This window comes from Bacillus cereus group sp. Bc061, assembly GCF_027715825.1.
GTDB lineage: Bacteria > Bacillota > Bacilli > Bacillales > Bacillaceae_G > Bacillus_A > Bacillus_A paranthracis.
Genome location: NZ_JAQFTZ010000001.1, coordinates 1,482,261 through 1,501,054, shown reverse-complemented (window position 1 = coordinate 1,501,054; position 18,794 = coordinate 1,482,261). Strand labels below are relative to the sequence as shown.

The following is an 18,794-nucleotide window of genomic DNA, read 5'->3' as shown; positions in this document are numbered from 1 at the left end:
AGAAAAAGGGGGCTTACAAATGGAAATCATTCACGAAAGAGCAAAGCTACGGTTAATGGACGGTAATGATGTCGAAACTTTGTTTTCGATTGTAGAAGGAAATCGGGAAATTTGGGCGTATTTAATCTCTAAAATGGATAGTGTGCAAGATATGCAGCAATATGTTCAAAAAGCGATACAAGGTTATGGAAAAGGTACGCAAATACCTTTCGTTGTAGTGGATCAACAGACGAATAAGATTGTAGGAAGTACACGTCTATATAATATTTCGGTAGAAGATAAAACAGTCGAGTTAGGACAAACGTGGTATCATCCAAGTGTCCAGCGTACGAGTATAAATACAGAGTGTAAGTATATGCTTCTCCAGTATGCTTTTGAAAAACTCCATATGCTCAGGGTACAAATTAAGACGGATGCAAGAAATGAAAAAGCACAACGAGCAATTGAAAGGTTAGGCGCAGTAAAAGAGGGTGTGCTTAGAAATGAAAGAAAATTACCGAATGGTTATGTGAGAGATGCAGTTGTGTACAGTATTATCTCAAGTGAATGGCCAGACGTGAAAGAACAATTGTTAGAAAAATTAGAGTTGTATAAAGAAAAGCTATAATTCGTGTTTTGAAAGGTATATTGTTCGTAAGGCATGAAAAATATACCTTTTTTCTTACAAAATGCTACTTTATTTTAATTCCTTTTGTTTCATCGTTCCCTTCTGAGAAAAAATTCGTTACAATGTAGTTGTATGGTAATAAACTTATGAATTTAAAACATGTAATGAAAACCGCAAATGAAAATGAATTGATAATCCTCAATTTTAAATGAAAACCCTTTTATACATAAATAACAAGTAAAGTTCCTTCTTTTAAATAAACTCAAACAAAACGATTTGATATAAATGTTTTTTTATAGAAGTATGGATGATGTACGGAGGCAATTACAAATGAAAGAAAATAAGAAGAGTAAGAAAAGGCGAATCTTTCAAGTATTTTTACTAATGATTTGTTCTGCTATTTTATATGTAAGTTATGCAGCTTACGATATTTGGAGTTATCGTTTTAAAGCAAATGATGACGTAAAAACGGATGCTGGTATTGTACTAGGAGCAGCTTCATGGAACGGAAAACCATCTCCTGTATTTAAAGAAAGAATTAATCATGCGATTTCTTTATATAAGAACGGAAATATTAAAAAGATTATTTTTACAGGTGGTACAAAGTTCGAGGCCGAACTTGAGGAAGCTCGTACTGCAAGAGTATATGCAATGAAACAAGGTGTAAAAGACGAAGATATTTTAATTGAAACAAAATCCCTTTTCACTGAAGAAAACTTAAAGAATGCGAAGGAAGTTGGAGTAGAGAACGGCATACGCACATACACGATTGTAAGTGATCCACTTCATATGAAACGCGCAATGAGAATCGCAAAACATATTAATATTGAAGCGTATGCTTCACCAACGCCGACATCAGCATATAAAACGTTAGATACAGAAATACCATTCTTCTTTAAAGAATTATTCTCGTATATTGGATATGTAACCTCGTTGCCATTAAAGGCATTGAAGGGAGACTAATAAGAAAAGAACCTATCTTTAAATAGGAACTTTTCTTATTAGTCAAAAACATTGTATTTTTATCGGAATAGTGAAACAATAGAGAGGTAGCTTCATATAATCATAATGACAAAATGAACGGTTTATGAATCGAACATAAAGGAGATTATAGTATGGCACTCTCATTTGTTGAAACAGAAAAACAATCTTTCATTATTGAACAAATAAATAAATTGATTCCGAAGTTCATGGAAAGGGAGCATCAACTAAGTGAATTAGGATCATTTCCGTATGAAAATATAAATGATTTGAAACATATCGGATATACGAAATTAACGTTACCGAAGGAATTTGGTGGTAGTGCGATTTCTTTATATGACTTCGTTCTATTTCAAGAGAAAATTGCGGAAGGCTGCGGGGCTACTGCATTATCGATTGGCTGGCATCTTGGCATTGTGAAAGAACTAGCGGAAAATCGCTCTTGGAATGATGAGATGTTTAAATGGTTTTGCGAAGAAGTGCGAAATGGGGCGCTCTTTAATAGGGCAGCAACAGAACCGAAAACAGGGAGCCCGACGCGTGGCGGTAAACCAGAAACAATAGCGGTTCAACAAGGCGAGAAGTGGGTTATAAATGGAAGGAAAACTTTTACAACGATGGCGCCAGTACTTGATTATTTTATTATTTCAGCAAGTATGGAGGGCAAAGAAGAAGTTGGTGAGTTTGTCATTCCAAGAAATACAATCGGTGTATCCATTGAAGAAACGTGGGATAGCGTTGCAATGCGAGGGACTGCTAGCCACGACCTTGTCTTACAAAATGTAGAGATAGAAAGTCGCTTTTTTACGGATGTAAAAGGCGGGAAAGTGAAACAAAAGGGTATTGGCTGGTTGCTACATATACCAGCATGCTATTTAGGAATTGCACAATCAGCAAGAAATTATGCAGTTCAGTTTGCGGGATCATACAAACCAAATAGTTTAAACCATTCTATTAGTTTATTACCGAATGTTAGAAGATTAGTTGGAGAATTAGAACTCGAGCTTATGCAAGCTCGCGTCTTTTTATATCAAATTGCGAAAAAATACGATGAGGCAGAAGATAAACTGTCACTGCAAGCAGAATTAGCGGCAGTGAAATACGCCGTAACAAATGCGGCGATATCGATAGTGGATAAATCAATGCGCATCGTAGGAGCAAAAAGTTTATCAGAAAAAAATCCGCTTCATCGTTACTATTTAAACGTTAGAGCAGGACTACACAATCCGCCGATGGATGATGCAACACTATCTATGTTGGCGGATGCTGCGTTTCGGTCGTAGTTTTTTTAGCTTGAACTTTATTATTTAAGTGCAATATAGTTGTTTTGAAAGCACGTGTTTGATTAGTAATCGAACACGTGCTTTTTATTCGTTGGATATACTAGTTTAAAAAGCACGCGTTTTAATATAAATGCTTATCATGATTTTGTAAGTGTTCCTTGTTGGAAAAACATTTGCCATCTTCCCTCTATTAGTTTCCAAATGGAGCTTCACAAAGTATTCTGCATTCTAGTTTCATCTCTTACACGATATGTTGCCAACACTGTATCGTCTGATATAGAGTATATTTCAAAATTAGAAAGAGTCATAAGGGTCACTATACACGCCCCTCAACTTAAGCAATTAATTGTTCACCAAAACGAAAAAAATAAGCCGAATTTATCTTGGGATAAATTCGGCTTTTAATTGTTAGAAATTATATTTGGTCATTTTAAGATTTCCGATAGCCTAAAAAACATAAAAGATTAAATAATAGTAATCCTCCACCAAAGTACCACGAATATCGGAATGCTTGAATAAGCCCATCTGTTTCCATATTGCCTTGTGAATCCATAAATGTTGCGGCAACTGCGGCACCAAATGCAATTGCAACGTTTTGTAACATACGTTGCACAGCTCCAATCGTACCTTGTTTCTCTTTAGATACAGATGTCATAATTGATGCAATATTAGCAGGCTGGAAAATTCCCCCTCCACCCCCATATAGAAGTAATAAGCTCACCATTATATATGGTGACCAATGGGCTTGGATAAAGCTTAATCCAACAAATGCTATAAACATAACACATAAACCTATTTTCATAAGTAATTTTGGCCCAAAACGTTCCATGTATTTTCCTGCTATTCGCGAAAATATTACTAAACCAAGCGGGGCTGATAATAAAACAAATCCTGTTTGCCAAGGAGTTAATTGCGTAAATGCTTGTAGGAAATAGGGTGGAATGATAAAAATAATTGCTGAGGCCACTCCAAAACCTACTGTTGCAAATATAGGAACGATAAAGTTTGAATGCTGGCATAAATGTACATCTATAATAGGGTGTTTTACTTTGGATTCATGAATTATAAAAGTAACTAATAAAATAATTGAAATCATGATATATTCCCATGTAGATATACTTTTCATTCCTAGACTTGATCCATGAGAGAAACCAAAAAGAAATAGCAAGGCGCTTAAAGTGAAGTATATATTTCCTAATACATCGATAGGTGATGGATGTATTTCTTCTTTTATAACTCGAGAGATTTTGTAACAAGCCCATAATCCAATTAGGCATAATGGAATGTTAATCAAAAAAATCCATCGCCAACTTCCAAGTGAAATGAAAAATCCTCCTGCAGTGGGACCTAAAATAGGCCCTAATCCTATCATTACTCCTAAGGTACCTAATGCATGACTACGATTTTCAGGGGTGACAAGAGTTGTAATGAGAGCTGCAGATGTAGCTTGTAAAGCAGCAGCACCAATGCCCTGAATGGCTCGGAATACAAGCATTTGCCACATTTCTTGAGATAAACCGCATAATATAGAACTGAAAAGAAATAGAACAAACCCCCACAAACATATTCGGATTCGGCCTACGCGATCACTAAGTTTTCCAAATAAAAGGATAGTGGCACTAAGTGCTATAACATATATAGTTACACTCCATGCCGTTATAGCTACTGTTGAGTGAAATTCTTTTTCTAGAAATGGTAAAGCAATATTGATAATACCAGTATCTAAAGATGATAAAAACATCCCGATACCAGCAGTCAGGATTACCATTTTTTCACTAAAATGAGAAAGTGCTCGGTTTGCAACAATATTCGTATTATTCATCAAGTTACCACAACCTTTTTACTTAATCTAAGCTTGACGGTAATCGGGCTTTCCTCACAAAATCTTTATTTAAGGTTAATCCCATATAAGGGGTCTTTCCAATCCTACCATTCTTAAGTATTGTAAAAACTGACCCGTATGAACGGCATCATGATAGGCAATTCTTAAAAGCATGTCACCCAAATATCGTTGATAGCCTACATCACTTCTATCAATAAGTCTTGATTCTAATTCTTCAGTTGATATGGATTCAACATATTCTATAAAATTGGAAAAATACGATTGCGATAACTCTATCTCTTTTTCAACAGAAGTGATTGGTTCTTTATCGTATGGAGTATGTATATCTGTCTTTATCGATCCGTCGTTCCTTAAGAGCAAATGATAATGGAAACTTGCACTCCACACATGACGGATCATCTCTCCAAAAGTCATTGCTTCGTTGTCAGGTTTCCAAGAAAGCAAGCTATCAGGAAGTGACCTCCACAGTTTGATAGAGCGCCTTCTCGTTTCTTTTAAATTTAATATACTAAGATCAATTGCATTCATAATACATTCTCCTTTACTGTTAAATTTAAAATAATTGTATCAATTTAATAGTTAGGGTATCATCGAAATATGAATGTATATCCGAATATCTCATATATAGCTAAACTTATTGCTGAACCTACAAGAGCAATTATCTTAGAGTGTTTAATGAATAATCAGGCACTACCTGCTAGCGAATTAGCTTATATGGCAAAGGTGTCACATCCAACAATTAGTTCTCATCTTTCTAAATTAGTAGAGGGGAATCTACTTAAAGTTGAACAACATGGTAGACATCGTTACTATCGACTTGCTAATCAAGAGGTAGCAGAGGTTCTTGAAAAGTTAGGAACAATCGCACCAACAGTTCAAGTTCGGTCTTTAAAACAATCAGATCAACTAAAACAAATTCGTTATGCTCGAACTTGTTACGATCATCTTGCAGGTAGACTCGGTGTAGAGATAACCGAAAAATTATTAGATAAGGAATTTATCATTTTAGAGAAAGGAGAATACATTGTAACGGAACAAGGTAAGCGGTGGTTTCTGAATTTTGGAATAAATATTGAAACGGCAAATATAAAGAGAAGAATATTTGCAAAACCTTGTCTTGATTGGAGTGAACGACGCTACCATATTTCTGGTTGGTTAGGATCTGCAATAGCAAAACTATTTTTTGAACAGGAATGGATTACAAAAACGGATAAGAATCGGGCTGTCCATCTTACAAGAAAAGGTATGAAGTTCTTGAAAGACGAATTAGGCATTGACATGGAAAATAAAGAAATGAAATAACCTGAGTCTATACAAATGTAGACTCAGGTTATTTCATTTCTTTTAAAAATCTTTAGTGATATTTGCGCATGACAAATTAACCTCACTTGCTTTACGGAAAGAGATTAGCTGAAAAAATAGTAGTTGAGACGATTCTATTAAATTAGTAATCATATTCATTGAAAATTATGCGTAAGAATATAGTAAATGAAGGGAGATATAAAATGAATAAAGTGAAACTGAAAGTATTTAATATAAAGTATGTAATGATATGTCTTTTATTCACAATTATATGTATTCTCACTTCATTCTTCATTTCTAGTAATTCAAACGTATTTAAATCTTATTATATTAATCAATTATTAGGAACGAATTCTACGAAAGGCCTTATGTATATGATAGGCAGTGAAAATCGTTATTTTGCCGAAGAATTTCATAAAGAAAAAGGACGAGCGTCTTTGGAATCTTTTTTACTTTCACTTTCTACAAATATTAATGTAAATGACCTCCGGAGCTTATTAACTCGAGAACTTCCAAATATGAATCAATTTTATTCAGAAATATTAATTGCCGGGGAAGGAACAGATTATACGAACATTCCTGAAGAATCCAGCATTCCTTTAGAGAATATTCAAGATAAAGGTACTGCTGTTAAACACCCAAAGAGTGAGAAAGAAAACAATTCAAATACACAAAATAACGGTGAAAATAAAGTTTTTATTTATCATACACATAGTTGGGAGTCGTTTATTCCTCTCATTCCAGGTGCTACTAAACCTGATGATGCCTCTAGTACAAATAATGAAGTGAATATTACGTTTGTTGGAAATTATTTAAAACAAAAGTTAGAAGAAAAAGGAATAGGCGTTTCACATGATACGACAAATATGAGGGACTTTCTACGAAATAAAAATTTAAACTGGGCCCAATCTTACAAAGGATCTCGTCAAATATTACAAGAAAAATTAGCACAAGATAAAAATATTATGTTTCCCATTGATCTTCATAGGGACGATGCACGAAAAAATATTACGAAGAAAACGATTAATGGAAAGGATTATGCACGACTCTATTTTATTTTAGGTCGAGAAAATCCTAACTATGAAAAAAATAAAAAAATAGTAACGGCAATCAATTCATATTTAGACGAGAAGTATTACGGTTTAAGCCGAGGCATTTTTATTAAAGATCGTAAAAGCGGGAATGGAGTATATAATCAAGATCTTTCTCCAAATGCATTACTTATTGAAATGGGAGGGGTAGATAATACTCCAGAAGAACTGTATGCTTCCGTAGACGCATTAGTAGAAGCATTTAGCCATTATTATAATGAAGTAACAAAGAAAAATAACTAAATATAGCGGAGAAATTTAGTGTTTTTGTAAAATGAAAAGGAGTGACACCTAGTTAGGCGTTCTAGGGGGTTACTCCTTTTTTGTAGAATATGAAAAATATAAGATTACCAATACACGTTATCAATTGAAAAAATCTTTCTTTTCATTCTTCTTTTTATCGTTTTATAGGAGAATGCTATGCTTCTTATTTCACCTACTGTATAATAAGAAAAAAGCACGAAAAGAGGTTATCTCATGCTAGAGGTTATTGCAACATGTTTAGAAGATGTAAAACGAATTGAACGAGCTGGCGGAAAGCGAATTGAATTAATTTCATCTTATACAGAAGGCGGTTTAACGCCGAGTTATGCTTTTATAAAAAAAGCGGTAGAAGCAGTACATATACCGATTCACGTTATGATTCGTCCGCATGCGAAGTCTTTTACATATACGGAAGAAGAAATTGAAATGATGAAAGAAGATATTGTAGTTGCTCAGAATTTAGGAGTAGCTGGTGTTGTATTAGGTGTATTAAATGAAAGAAATGAAGTGGATGAAGAGAAACTAGCGAATTTATTATCTGTGGTAGATGGGATAAATGTCACATATCACCGTGCAATAGACGACACGGAAAATCCAGTAGAAGCGATGAGAACGTTAAAGAAGTTTCATAAAGTGACTCACGTCTTAACTTCAGGTGGACAAGGGAATATAGTTGATAATATTCCGGTGCTTACAGATATGCAAAAGGTAAGCGATGGTCAAATTCAGCTTGTAGTTGGAGCTGGTGTAACGAAAGAAAATATAAAGCAATTGCTAAATGAAACTGGAATTTCGCAAGCTCATGTCGGTACAGCGGTAAGAGAAGGGAAATCATGTTTTGCTGAAATTGATCCTAATTTCGTACAAGAATTAGTTCAAATCATACAATAAACAATTAAGAAAGAGGAGAAACGATGAAGGAAAATACGAAGAAAGAATTATTCTCATGGGCGAAAACGATAGGATTTACCCTTGTATTAATCGCAATTATTCGCGGTGTTTTATTTACACCGTCATTAGTACAAGGCGAATCGATGATGCCCACTTTAGAAAATAACGAACGAGTTCTCGTGAACAAGATTGGTTACAGTATAAGTGGATTAGAACGTTTTGATATTATCGTCTTTCATGGAAAAGAAGGATACGATTTAGTAAAACGAGTAATTGGTTTACCAGGTGATACAGTTGAGTATAAAAATGATGTTTTATATGTAAACGGAAAAGCGATGGAAGAACCATATTTAAAAGAGTTTAAAGAAAAAGCAGCAGGCCGTGTATTAACTCCAGACTTTACGTTAGAACAAATCACAGGAAAAACGAAAGTGCCAGAAGGCCAAGTATTTGTTTTAGGGGATAATCGTGAAGTTTCTAAAGACGGTCGTATGTTTGGGTTTATTTCAGAAGATGAAATTGTCGGAAAAGGACAAGCTGTTTTCTGGCCGTTGAAACAAGTAAGAGCGTTATAAAGAAAAAGTATGGGAGAAATATTCTTCCATACTTTTTTTATGCCTATTTATTTAAACGTTTGGTTCTGCTATAACTTGAGGTTTTGAAAGAGAACCATCATTATTTCTAAATTTTATTTTGTATTGACCTTACATAAAGGTTAAGTAGCTGAAAAATATATTGATAGAATTGAAAGAATATTTTATAATTTTAAATTATATGTTTGTTTCGAAAAACGGAATTTAAGTTCCGAAATTCGGAACAAGAGGGAGATAGAATGAGTATAAATAAAACGGCAGTTAAGACAATGGATATTTTAGAGTTGTTTTATGAGCATGAAGAGCTAAGTTTAACAGAGATGGTTCAGCTAACAAGTATGCCGAAAACATCTGTTTATCGTTTAATTGGCTCGTTAGAAGAAATGGAGTTTTTACAAAAAAACGAAAAGGGGAAATATCATCTAGGAGTTGTATTTTTACGGTTCGGTCAACTTGTTTCACAAAGACTATCAGTAAGAAATATTGCGATTCCATATATGAAAGAGCTTAGAGATAGTTTAGGGCAGGCAGTTAATTTAATTATTCAAGATGGTAACGACGCGATTTATGTGGAAAAAATGGAAGGCGTTCAGCCTGTACGCGTGTATACGGCGGTTGGAAGAAGGGCGCCACTTTATGCTGGTGCATGTCCGAGAATTTTACTATCGTATTTTTCTGAGGAAAAGAAACGGAAATACATAGAGGAAACGAATTTAAAACAATTTGCAGATGGAACAATCGTAGATAAGAAACAATTACTAGAAGTGTTACAAATGGCGAAAAAGGAAGGACACACCATTAGCTATTCTGAGTTAGAAAATCATACAGCAGCTATAGCAGCGCCTATTTTCGCAAATGATGGAACGGTTGTAGCAGGCATTAGTATTTCAGGATTAGCAATTGAGTACAGCGAAAGTAACATTCCATATTTTATCGCGAAGGTGAAAGAGACAGCGAATCGCATTTCGAAAGAACTCGGCTTTTTGGCATAGAAAGAGGGAGTAGGATGAAATTTTCTGCGTTAGGGGATCAAGCAATTATTGTTACATTTGGTGAAGAAATTGGGATGGATGTATATGAAAAAGTACAACGACTATTTCAAGCGTTGCAGCAACATCCGTTTGTAGGGATGGTTGAATGTGTTCCGTCGTTTACTTCATTAGCCGTTTACTACAATTTGTATGAAGTATGGAAGGGAAATGACAGAAAGATAAGACCATATGATTACGTATGCCAATATATAACTGGAATGTTAGATACGTATAAGGAAGAGCTGAAACGAGATGTGAAACATATTTCTATACCCGTTTGTTACGGAGGAGAATATGGACCTGATTTGGAAGAGGTCGCACGTTATCACGGTTTACAAGTAGAAGATGTGATCCGAATACATAGTGAAACAACGTATTTTGTGTATATGTTAGGCTTTACACCAGGATTCCCGTATTTAGGAGGACTATCAAAAAAACTAGAAACGCCTAGAAAAGAAATACCACGGTTACAAATCTCTCCTGGTTCAGTAGGAATCGGCGGAAATCAAACAGGTATTTATCCGCTTGAAACACCGGGTGGATGGAATATTATTGGACGAACACCAATCTCCTTATTTAATCCGGAAGAAGAAACACCAACCTTTATTCAAAGCGGCATGTATTTACGATTTATCCCAATAACGAAGGAAGAGTACGTATCACTTGAGGGGGCTAAAGAATGGATGTAGAAGTTTTGCATGCAGGGATGTTTACAACAGTCCAAGATTTAGGACGATCTCATTATCAACAATACGGTGTGCCAGTTGGCGGGGCGATGGATCAAAGTGCACTTCGGATGATCAATATGTTAGTTGGTAATGAAGAGAATGAAGCGGCACTCGAAATGACGATTATGGGACCGAAATTGTTAATAAAGAAAACGACGTTACTTGCGATTGGCGGTGCGGATATGGAACCGTTACTAAATGGGGAGCGTATACCATTATGGCGTCCCATTTTAGCGGAAGAAGGTAGTATGCTTTGCTTTGGAAAAGTGAAAAGTGGTTGCAGAACGTATGTGACTTTTGCAGGTGGTATCCATATTGATCGTACGATGGGAAGCAAAAGTACTTACATACGTGCTGCGATTGGAGGTATAGAAGGAAGAATGTTGAAAAAGGGTGACTACTTCCAAATTGGTGTACAACCAGAAATGGCGAATCGTTTCATTCAAGACTTACAAAAAGATGAGAGAATAAAAACGAAATGGGCAATTAGCAACAGCGTACTACCAAAGTATAAGAAACATCCTAAGCTTCGTGTCATAGCTGACTTTGAATATGATCAATTTACAGAAGAAAGCAAAAAGGCATTTTTTACGAAAGAGTATACAGTATCTAATTATGCTGACCGTATGGGCTATAGGGTTGAGGGAGAAGTATTAAATAGGATGGAAGAAAAAGAGATTTTATCGAGTCCTGTTACATTTGGAACCATTCAAGTTCCTAATGGTGGACAGCCGATTATATTAATGGCAGATAGGCAAACGACAGGTGGCTATCCGAGAATGGGAAATATCATTTCAGTAGATTTACCTCTTCTTGCCCAGCTAAAGCCGGGGGACTATGTTTCTTTTGAGAAAATTACGCTTGAAGAAGCGGAACAATTGTACATAGAACAAGAAGTAAATATGAATCTATTAAAGAAATTCATTGCTTTACGAAGCTGAAATTAGGAGGGAAACAGTGTGGCTACAATTGATTTGAATTGTGATTTAGGAGAAAGTTTTGGCGCTTATAAAATGGGGAATGATGATGAAATTCTTCCGTTCGTTTCCTCTATAAACGTTGCTTGCGGTTTTCATGCGGGTGATCCGTCCGTTATGCGGCAAACAGTCGAAAAGGCAATGCAACATAACGTTGCGATAGGGGCACATCCCGGATTTCCGGATTTAATTGGATTTGGTAGAAGGAACATGAACGTTCCAGCAAGTGAAGTATACGATTATGTTCTATATCAAATTGGTGCATTAGATGGTTTTGTAAAAGCAGCTGGCGGGAAGATGCATCATGTGAAACCACACGGTGCTCTATATAATATGGCGGCAACTAATCCGGAAATTGCAGATGCAATTGCAAAGGCAATATATCATATAAATCCAAGTCTATTACTTTACGGATTAGCAAATAGCGAGGCGTTTATACAGGCTGCGGAAAAATACAATATAATTCTCGTACAAGAAGCTTTCGCAGATCGTACGTATAAGCAAGATGGAACATTAACGAGTCGTACGGAAGAAAATGCGCTTATAAAAAATGAAGACGAAGCGATAAAGCAAGTGCTTCAAATGGTGAAAGAAGGCTATGTAAATTCGGTGAACGGGCAGAAAGTAGCAGTTCAGGCACAGACGATCTGTTTACATGGTGATGGAGAAAAAGCAGTACAATTTGCGAAAAGAATATACAGAACATTTGAACAAAATGGCATTTCTATTTGTGCACCGAAATAAAAAAATGAGGGGAAGTGTTGGAATTGGTGAAATTAATCGGGATATTACTAGTTGCAGTGGGATTTTTATTTAGATTAAATACACTTTTAGTCGTTATGGTTGCAGGTATTGTTACTGGTATGGTTTCAGGATTAAGCTTTTATGATGTAATCAGCATGTTCGGTAAATTTTTCATAGAAAATAGATATATGTCTATGCCTATCATACTAACTTTACCGGTAATCGGAATTTTAGAGCGTTACGGTTTGAAAGAAAGAGCAGAAGCACTTATAACGAAATCAAAAGGTGCAACAACTGGAAGAGTATTAATGTCATATTTTACGATAAGAGAATCATCAGCAGCACTAGGGCTTAATATTGGTGGTCATGCACAAACAGTAAGACCACTCGTTGCACCGATGGCAGAAGGGGCTGCGCAAGGTAAATACGGTAAGCTCCCTGAAAAATTAAGAGAAAAGATTAAAGCAAATGCAGCGGCTGCGGAAAATACAGCTTGGTTTTTCGGAGAAGATATTTTTATCGCAACTGGTGCTATTTTATTAATGAAAGGATTCTTTGATTCAGTAGGTATGCATGTCGGAGTATGGGATATGGCGCTTTGGGGTATTCCAACTGCAATATCTGCACTTATCGTAAGCTGGATCAGATTTAGAAGGTTTGATAAATATATAGCAAAAACGATGACATCAAAAGAAAAAGAAGAGAAGGAGGCGATATAAAATGAACATCATTACAATGGATACAATCTACTATGTATTAGGTATAATCGTTGCCTTTATCGCCGTTCGTATCGCATTCGATCGTGAACATCCAAACCGATTTGGTTCTAGTTTATTTTGGGCGTTGTTTGCAGTTACATTTTTATTTGGAAATGTAATCCCTTCGTTTTACGTTGGCTGTATTGTACTCGCTATGGTTGTGTTAGCTTCACTAAATAAAGTAACAAAATCAGAGGAGAAAGAAGTTCCAGTACAAGAACGTGTAAAACATGCGGAGAAATTAAAAAATAAAATCTTTATGCCTGCACTATTAATTCCTATTTTTACAATTATCGGTACGTTAACGTTAGGAAAAATCAAATGGGGAAATGTTTCTCTTGTTGATCCGGATAAAGTAACGCTAGTAGCATTAGCATTAGGAGCATTACTTGCATTCGTTGCGGCGATGCGTATTACAAAATCGAAAATAACAACGCCTGTACAAGAAGGAAGCAGACTATTACAAGCTGTCGGCTGGGCTGTTATTTTACCACAAATGTTAGCGGCACTTGGTGGTATTTTCGCGAAATCTGGCGTTGGACAAGTCGTTTCTGATTTAGTCGGACAAGTGTTACCGACAGAGTATCCGTTCGTTGCTGTTATGGCGTACTGTTTAGGAATGATGCTTTTCACAGTTGTAATGGGAAATGCTTTCGCAGCGTTTGCTGTTATTACTGGCGGAATTGGTTTACCTTTAATTGTACAAATGCACGGCGGGAATCCAGCAATTATGGCCGCTCTTGGTATGTTTGCTGGATATTGCGGAACGCTGCTTACGCCAATGGCAGCAAACTTTAATATCGTTCCGGCAATGCTTTTAGAACTGAAAGATAAAAATGCAGTTATTAAAGCGCAAGTACCAATTGCTCTTTCAATCTTCATCATAAATATGTTTATCATGTACGGCCTAGTATATCGTTTCTAATTAGGAGGAGAAAACTATGAAAACAGTATTATTAACAGGATTTGATCCGTTCGATGGAGAAAGTATCAATCCAGCTTGGGAAGTCGCAAAAAGTTTGCATGAAAAAACAATCGGAGAATACAAGATTATTAGTAAACAAGTACCCACTGTATTTCATAAATCAATCAGTGTATTAAAAGAGTATATAGAAGAACTAGCACCGGAATTCATTATATGCATTGGACAAGCTGGAGGTAGACCAGATATTACGATAGAGCGTGTCGCAATTAATATTGATGATGCAAGAATTGCTGACAATGAAGGAAACCAGCCGGTAGATGTACCAGTCGTAGAAGAAGGACCAGCTGCTTATTGGTCTACACTTCCGATGAAAGCAATTGTAAAAAGACTAAAGGCAGAGGGCATACCGGCTTCCGTTTCACAAACAGCAGGTACATTCGTTTGTAATCACTTATTCTATGGTCTCATGCATGAACTAGAGAAACAGAATCAGAAAGTAAAAGGTGGATTTGTTCATATTCCATTTTTACCAGAGCAAGCGAGTAATTATCCAGGGCAACCGAGTATGTCACTTTCTACTATTCGTAAAGGGATAGAGTTGGCAGTTGAAGTAACGACGACCGTTGAGGTGGATATAGTGGAAATTGGGGGCACGACGCATTAAGTAGAATGAATTGTACAACATCTCCTGTAAACAACTGGTATAATAAGTATAGCAATATACATAGAGGTGATTTTTGTGCAATTTGAAGAAGTACGTTCAATTTTAGAAAAAGCGAAGAAAATTACAGTGTTAACAGGTTGTATAACTGCATTTGGTTGATAATAGATGGCCTAAAAATGAATACCTCCATTTCTTTTTGTTTATAGGAAACAAATAATTTTATTCATATAGATGTTTCAATTAATTTTCATGAGAATAGCAATTACAAAGTAGAGTTAAGTAACAAATCAGTGCACATGCAGATCATAATATTAAGCAATGGCTAGTAGAAGGAGAAATAAGTGTAAAGGAATGGGGGAGAAGTTGATTCTTTACTTCTTTAACGATTCTGACTTAATTCTGGATGCCTTTAAAGGAAAATTAGTAGAGGAAGTATTTGTAGATTTAAAATAATAGCTTGGTATTCGACTTATAATTTAATTTATTATTAAGACCAAATTTTTGCTCAACAACTGTATCTGATTACGAAATATCATATATATTATTGTCTTTTCCTTAAATAAAAGCGCCCGATGGCAAAATAGAAAGACCTCAATGCGTTAAATGTAAAACTGTAAATAAACCTTGGGAATTAAAACCTGTATCAATAAGTATTTAGTAATTGTTGATACAGGTTCTTTTTTATCCGATCTTTTTAGAGAGATTCCTTCACGAGTTTAACGAGATGTCTTATAATCACATTTTGTATTGGTACCTTTGTTCATCCGCTGTGCGACACGAGCGAATGCAGTGTGTGGGGGGATGGCCTCGGAAAAAGCGAGATTGAAAATTTCATCAAGAACCTCTTTTTTTAAATCATTATTTTTGTCAAATGCAGTTTTAGGAAACTTATCAAGAACATTGGTAATACTATTAATATCTGCGAGTTTTTGGAATTTAGCTGGGAACCATTCTTCGTAATATACTTTTATATCAAGCTTATACTTTTCTTTAATAGAGTTCATTAGTCCATAGCATCTAATGCAGGGTTCAAACTCAGTATATATTTTTATCTTTCCATCTAATTGAATTTGGGAATCTTCTGAAAATGCGTCCTCCTTATAGAAATGAGTAACGATATTTTCAAAAATCATTCTTTCACAACAAGTTTGTTGAGTAGCGAGAAACTTTATTGTTGGATCAATAACTGCTTGCTCTCTAAAACTTAAATCTTCATCAACGCGATGAAATTTAAAATAACCACTATTTTTTGTTGAAGTACAAAAAAGTATTCCTAATTCCGAATAAATACTATTAAAAATTGAGGCTAAATCTCCCACTTGATGAATGTAGCTTTTTGCATCCTTACTCTTCGCAATTAAAAATAATGGATCGTCGTTAATGGGGCAGTAGTAGGCATAGGCAAAGTTATTCGATTCAAAATAGTTTTGAATAAAATTAATTACTTCTTCTTTTTTTACTAAATCTCTGTTATCAGAACTAAAATAACAATCAAGATGATTCATCAAAACTTGCCATAACCTCTTTTTATGCTTACACCAGCTATCAGGGGAAGGCGAATTCACTTGAAATAGTTCATTATACTCTATATTAGAGCTATTTATCATATAAAGATCTCCTTATGTTTTTAGTTATAGTTAGTATTCTTTAAGATTTTATAAATTTTTGTGTGTTACCTTTAGAATTCCATAATAATAATAATAAATTAAGTTTATTTACAATTATCACTAATCATTATTTTCGCATATACTGTGAAATATTGCACTATTAAATTGCTATGCTTTGTTAATCATATAAAATAACGATCAGGTAAGATAACTACATAGGTCTGCTCTTATTCTAAGGGTGTGCAATAGTTCGTTTTCAGCGCTTTTGGATTTCAGCTATATGACGCAATCTTTATTTTTATAAATTATAGATGAAATTAAATACTGAATATGCTATATAAACTTCTTTTCTATGAACGAATTAATCTATGCAAGATTCAAACCAATATATATAGAACTATAATTTTAAATTGGATAAAAAAGTTAAGAGGAATTCTATTATTCATGTTATTATGTTATTAAAATAGAATTATAGATGAGGAGAATTGAGATATGGGACATGTAATAACCTTTCTTAATATGAAAGGTGGCGTTGGTAAAACCACTCTGTGTAAAGAAATTGGATATTATCTAGCTTCTCGTGGTGAACGAGTACTTTTAATCGATGTAGATCCCCAAGCAAACCTTACACAGTCAATCTTTAAAAAATATAAATATAAACATACCTATGAACGCGAAAGTGAAGAAAATAAAAATTTTCAGGTTTGTACTTCTAGCATTAATATGGTTTTTAATCAATCTTATATCGAGAAGGCTGGAAAAGAAAATGTAATACTTGATCTAAGTGAAAAATTATCAATAATACCTGGAGACTTAAATACCGTTTTTCTTGAAAGAACTTTAGGAGGATCCGAACAAGAACAAGCTCTTAAGAATTTCATTGAAGACTTTAATTTAACCGATGATTTTAAATATATTTTGTTAGACTGTCCTCCTACATATTCTTTTTATACAACTGCTGCATTATTAGCAAGCGATTTCTATGTGTCACCTATTTATCCTGATTCATATTCAGTGTTAGGGTTAGATTTATTATTTAAAGCGATAGATAAATTAAAGTCTGTCCATAGAGACCGATTTAGATATCGTCCTATCTCTCAAATAGGCGTTATTTTTTCAAATATGGCAAGAAAGCCCACGCCTGGAGTACAAAATTTTATGAGTGATATTTTTACTAGTAAGGAGTTAAAAGAAAAAGGAATATATTTCTTTGAAAATCATTTTGTTAAAAATTCTCATATTCCTAAAGATGTAGGCTATTTTATTGTAGATGGTGAAAATAGTATATCTAAAATGAATATACAGGTTATTGTTGAAGAATTTGATGAAAGGATAATGAAACTATGTCCTCAAGATACAGTAAATCCAGCCTAAGTAAGTTAAATGGTAATACAAATATAGAATTGCTACGATTGGAACTATATTCTATTGTTACTGATGTTCTTTTAAGTAAAGAACATTTTAATAGAAATAAAGATATTGCTACTTTTATTGCTGCAATTAATTATGAGTATGGTGATTATTTATTTAAAAGCCGTACATTATTATTAGGTAGAATATTGAGAGATATTAATGAAGCGGAAAAAAATGATTTATTATTGATTACACGTAATCTGCAAACTTTACTTTTTAACCAAATTGAACCGGACACTAAAACAAAATCTAAAAATCCGAAGAACTATGTTGACTCAATAATGGGGCAATTTAAACGAGGATCAGATGATGAATAAACAAATCGAATACCAAAATTATTTTGCATTTATAAAAGAATCCTATCCTCAAAGTGCGTTCTTAAAATCTGATGAAGGACTTGTAAAAAAGCTTTTTCTTAATATCCATGACTCGCTTATTATTTCTGAAATATTTTCGGGGATAAAAAGTTTGAATCCTATTTGCGCCCAATTATTGGCGGATCAAAAATTAATTTATCTGAAAATATTATATGTTTTGCCGACAAATGATGATTTTCAATTCTATTCTATAATGAGAGCTAATGTTGAAAATTTATTGAGAATTCTTTTAAGTGCATTTAAGCCTGAAATGACTTATCACGAAATAAAAGGAACAAGTTTTTCAACACTTAACTCCTTACTAGATGCCACTTACCTGAACCACAAATATAAAGTGGAACTATCAGAGCTGTATAGTTATTTTGGTACTTTTTCAAGAAATATTCATAAAATTTCCAACGAACAAAATACTATATTGTATCTTAAGGAAATGATGAGCAGAGCTCTTAATATTAAATCTTTACAAGGGAAAATAACCTCCTTAGAAAAAATTAAAGTCATTCTTATTAATGTGTTTTTAGATATTTATAAGATTAAAAGTGATTCATTAGATACTCCTCAACTTGTTAGAATTCATTCTATATTAGGTGATGAGGAATATGAAAAACTTCCTTTCTTTAAAAAATAATATTAGATAATATGTTACTTTTTATTTAATTCAGAGAGTGGATATTTTCCACTCTCTTTTATTTTTAATAAAAATCATAATAGATAT

20 protein-coding genes are annotated in these 18,794 nt (G+C 34.3%); 17 read left to right on the top strand and 3 right to left on the bottom strand.

What is annotated here, in order from left to right:
- Nucleotides 1-19: 19 nt before the first annotated feature.
- From PDQ40_RS07895 to PDQ40_RS07885, 3 genes are all read left to right on the top strand, one after another.
- Nucleotides 20-607 (top strand): GNAT family N-acetyltransferase, encoded by a 588-nt coding sequence (locus PDQ40_RS07895; protein WP_000402574.1) that lies wholly within the window; start codon nucleotides 20-22, stop codon nucleotides 605-607.
- A 330-nt stretch (nucleotides 608-937) separates the two neighbouring features.
- Complete coding sequence (locus PDQ40_RS07890) at nucleotides 938-1,570, top strand: YdcF family protein (protein WP_000662214.1); 633 nt, start codon at nucleotides 938-940, stop codon at nucleotides 1,568-1,570.
- Nucleotides 1,571-1,722: 152 nt separating this feature from the next.
- The gene (locus tag PDQ40_RS07885; RefSeq protein ID WP_001218397.1) at nucleotides 1,723-2,871 is read left to right on the top strand and encodes an acyl-CoA dehydrogenase family protein; all 1,149 of its coding nucleotides are present in this window, start codon (nucleotides 1,723-1,725) and stop codon (nucleotides 2,869-2,871) included.
- Nucleotides 2,872-3,301: 430 nt separating this feature from the next.
- On the opposite strand, the gene PDQ40_RS07875 is transcribed toward PDQ40_RS07885, so the two are convergent.
- Nucleotides 3,302-4,693: an MFS transporter gene (locus PDQ40_RS07875; RefSeq protein ID WP_270691331.1), complete on the bottom strand. Its 1,392-nt coding sequence runs from the start codon at nucleotides 4,691-4,693 to the stop codon at nucleotides 3,302-3,304.
- A 75-nt stretch (nucleotides 4,694-4,768) separates the two neighbouring features.
- Nucleotides 4,769-5,242, bottom strand: coding sequence for a DinB family protein (locus PDQ40_RS07870; protein WP_000991290.1), 474 nt, complete (start codon nucleotides 5,240-5,242; stop codon nucleotides 4,769-4,771).
- A gap of 69 nt (nucleotides 5,243-5,311) precedes the next feature.
- Here PDQ40_RS07870 and PDQ40_RS07865 point away from each other — a divergent pair, with 69 nt between their 5' ends.
- The 11 genes from PDQ40_RS07865 to pcp all read left to right on the top strand — a co-directional run bounded on the left by PDQ40_RS07865 (nucleotide 5,312) and on the right by pcp (nucleotide 14,682).
- A complete protein-coding gene (locus tag PDQ40_RS07865) occupies nucleotides 5,312-6,016 on the top strand; it encodes an ArsR/SmtB family transcription factor (protein WP_001103828.1) in 705 nt (234 codons plus the stop codon).
- A 203-nt stretch (nucleotides 6,017-6,219) separates the two neighbouring features.
- Nucleotides 6,220-7,350, top strand: a complete 1,131-nt coding sequence (spoIIP, locus tag PDQ40_RS07860) for a stage II sporulation protein P (protein ID WP_001045277.1) — start codon at nucleotides 6,220-6,222, stop codon at nucleotides 7,348-7,350.
- Nucleotides 7,351-7,584: 234 nt separating this feature from the next.
- On the top strand, nucleotides 7,585-8,262 hold the full coding sequence (locus tag PDQ40_RS07855) for a copper homeostasis protein CutC (RefSeq protein ID WP_000895083.1): 678 nt from the start codon (nucleotides 7,585-7,587) through the stop codon (nucleotides 8,260-8,262).
- A 23-nt stretch (nucleotides 8,263-8,285) separates the two neighbouring features.
- Nucleotides 8,286-8,837 carry a signal peptidase I gene (lepB, locus tag PDQ40_RS07850; RefSeq protein WP_000662493.1) on the top strand — a complete coding sequence of 184 codons (552 nt, stop codon included), beginning with the start codon at nucleotides 8,286-8,288 and terminating at the stop codon, nucleotides 8,835-8,837.
- 257 nt (nucleotides 8,838-9,094) lie between these two features.
- Nucleotides 9,095-9,847: an IclR family transcriptional regulator gene (locus PDQ40_RS07845; protein ID WP_000026379.1), complete on the top strand. Its 753-nt coding sequence runs from the start codon at nucleotides 9,095-9,097 to the stop codon at nucleotides 9,845-9,847.
- A 14-nt stretch (nucleotides 9,848-9,861) separates the two neighbouring features.
- Nucleotides 9,862-10,575 (top strand): 5-oxoprolinase subunit PxpB, encoded by a 714-nt coding sequence (pxpB, locus tag PDQ40_RS07840; protein WP_000672253.1) that lies wholly within the window; start codon nucleotides 9,862-9,864, stop codon nucleotides 10,573-10,575.
- Nucleotides 10,566-11,555 carry a biotin-dependent carboxyltransferase family protein gene (locus tag PDQ40_RS07835; protein ID WP_061184541.1) on the top strand — a complete coding sequence of 330 codons (990 nt, stop codon included), beginning with the start codon at nucleotides 10,566-10,568 and terminating at the stop codon, nucleotides 11,553-11,555. The genes pxpB and PDQ40_RS07835 overlap by 10 nt, the downstream gene beginning before the upstream one ends.
- Before the next feature lie 18 nt (nucleotides 11,556-11,573).
- Nucleotides 11,574-12,335, top strand: coding sequence for a 5-oxoprolinase subunit PxpA (gene pxpA / locus PDQ40_RS07830; protein ID WP_000190811.1), 762 nt, complete (start codon nucleotides 11,574-11,576; stop codon nucleotides 12,333-12,335).
- 23 nt (nucleotides 12,336-12,358) lie between these two features.
- Complete coding sequence (locus PDQ40_RS07825) at nucleotides 12,359-13,054, top strand: DUF969 domain-containing protein (protein WP_000239804.1); 696 nt, start codon at nucleotides 12,359-12,361, stop codon at nucleotides 13,052-13,054.
- Between the two features lies 1 nt (nucleotide 13,055).
- A complete protein-coding gene (locus PDQ40_RS07820) occupies nucleotides 13,056-14,018 on the top strand; it encodes a DUF979 domain-containing protein (RefSeq protein ID WP_001021658.1) in 963 nt (320 codons plus the stop codon).
- A 16-nt stretch (nucleotides 14,019-14,034) separates the two neighbouring features.
- Nucleotides 14,035-14,682 carry a pyroglutamyl-peptidase I gene (pcp, locus tag PDQ40_RS07815; protein WP_270691330.1) on the top strand — a complete coding sequence of 216 codons (648 nt, stop codon included), beginning with the start codon at nucleotides 14,035-14,037 and terminating at the stop codon, nucleotides 14,680-14,682.
- 716 nt (nucleotides 14,683-15,398) lie between these two features.
- On the opposite strand, the gene PDQ40_RS07810 is transcribed toward pcp, so the two are convergent.
- Complete coding sequence (locus tag PDQ40_RS07810) at nucleotides 15,399-16,289, bottom strand: hypothetical protein (RefSeq protein ID WP_270691329.1); 891 nt, start codon at nucleotides 16,287-16,289, stop codon at nucleotides 15,399-15,401.
- Between the two features lie 492 nt (nucleotides 16,290-16,781).
- On the opposite strand from PDQ40_RS07810, the gene PDQ40_RS07805 reads away from it, so the two are divergent.
- Genes PDQ40_RS07805 through PDQ40_RS07795 form a run of 3 tightly spaced genes read left to right on the top strand, consistent with a single transcriptional unit; the run spans nucleotide 16,782 to nucleotide 18,707 of the window.
- Entirely contained in the window at nucleotides 16,782-17,663 is an 882-nt protein-coding gene (locus PDQ40_RS07805) for a ParA family protein (protein WP_270691328.1), read from the top strand.
- Nucleotides 17,633-18,019, top strand: coding sequence for a hypothetical protein (locus PDQ40_RS07800; protein WP_270691327.1), 387 nt, complete (start codon nucleotides 17,633-17,635; stop codon nucleotides 18,017-18,019). Before PDQ40_RS07805 ends, PDQ40_RS07800 begins: the two co-directional genes overlap by 31 nt.
- Complete coding sequence (locus PDQ40_RS07795) at nucleotides 18,012-18,707, top strand: hypothetical protein (RefSeq protein WP_270691326.1); 696 nt, start codon at nucleotides 18,012-18,014, stop codon at nucleotides 18,705-18,707. The genes PDQ40_RS07800 and PDQ40_RS07795 overlap by 8 nt, the downstream gene beginning before the upstream one ends.
- Nucleotides 18,708-18,794: the final 87 nt, after the last annotated feature.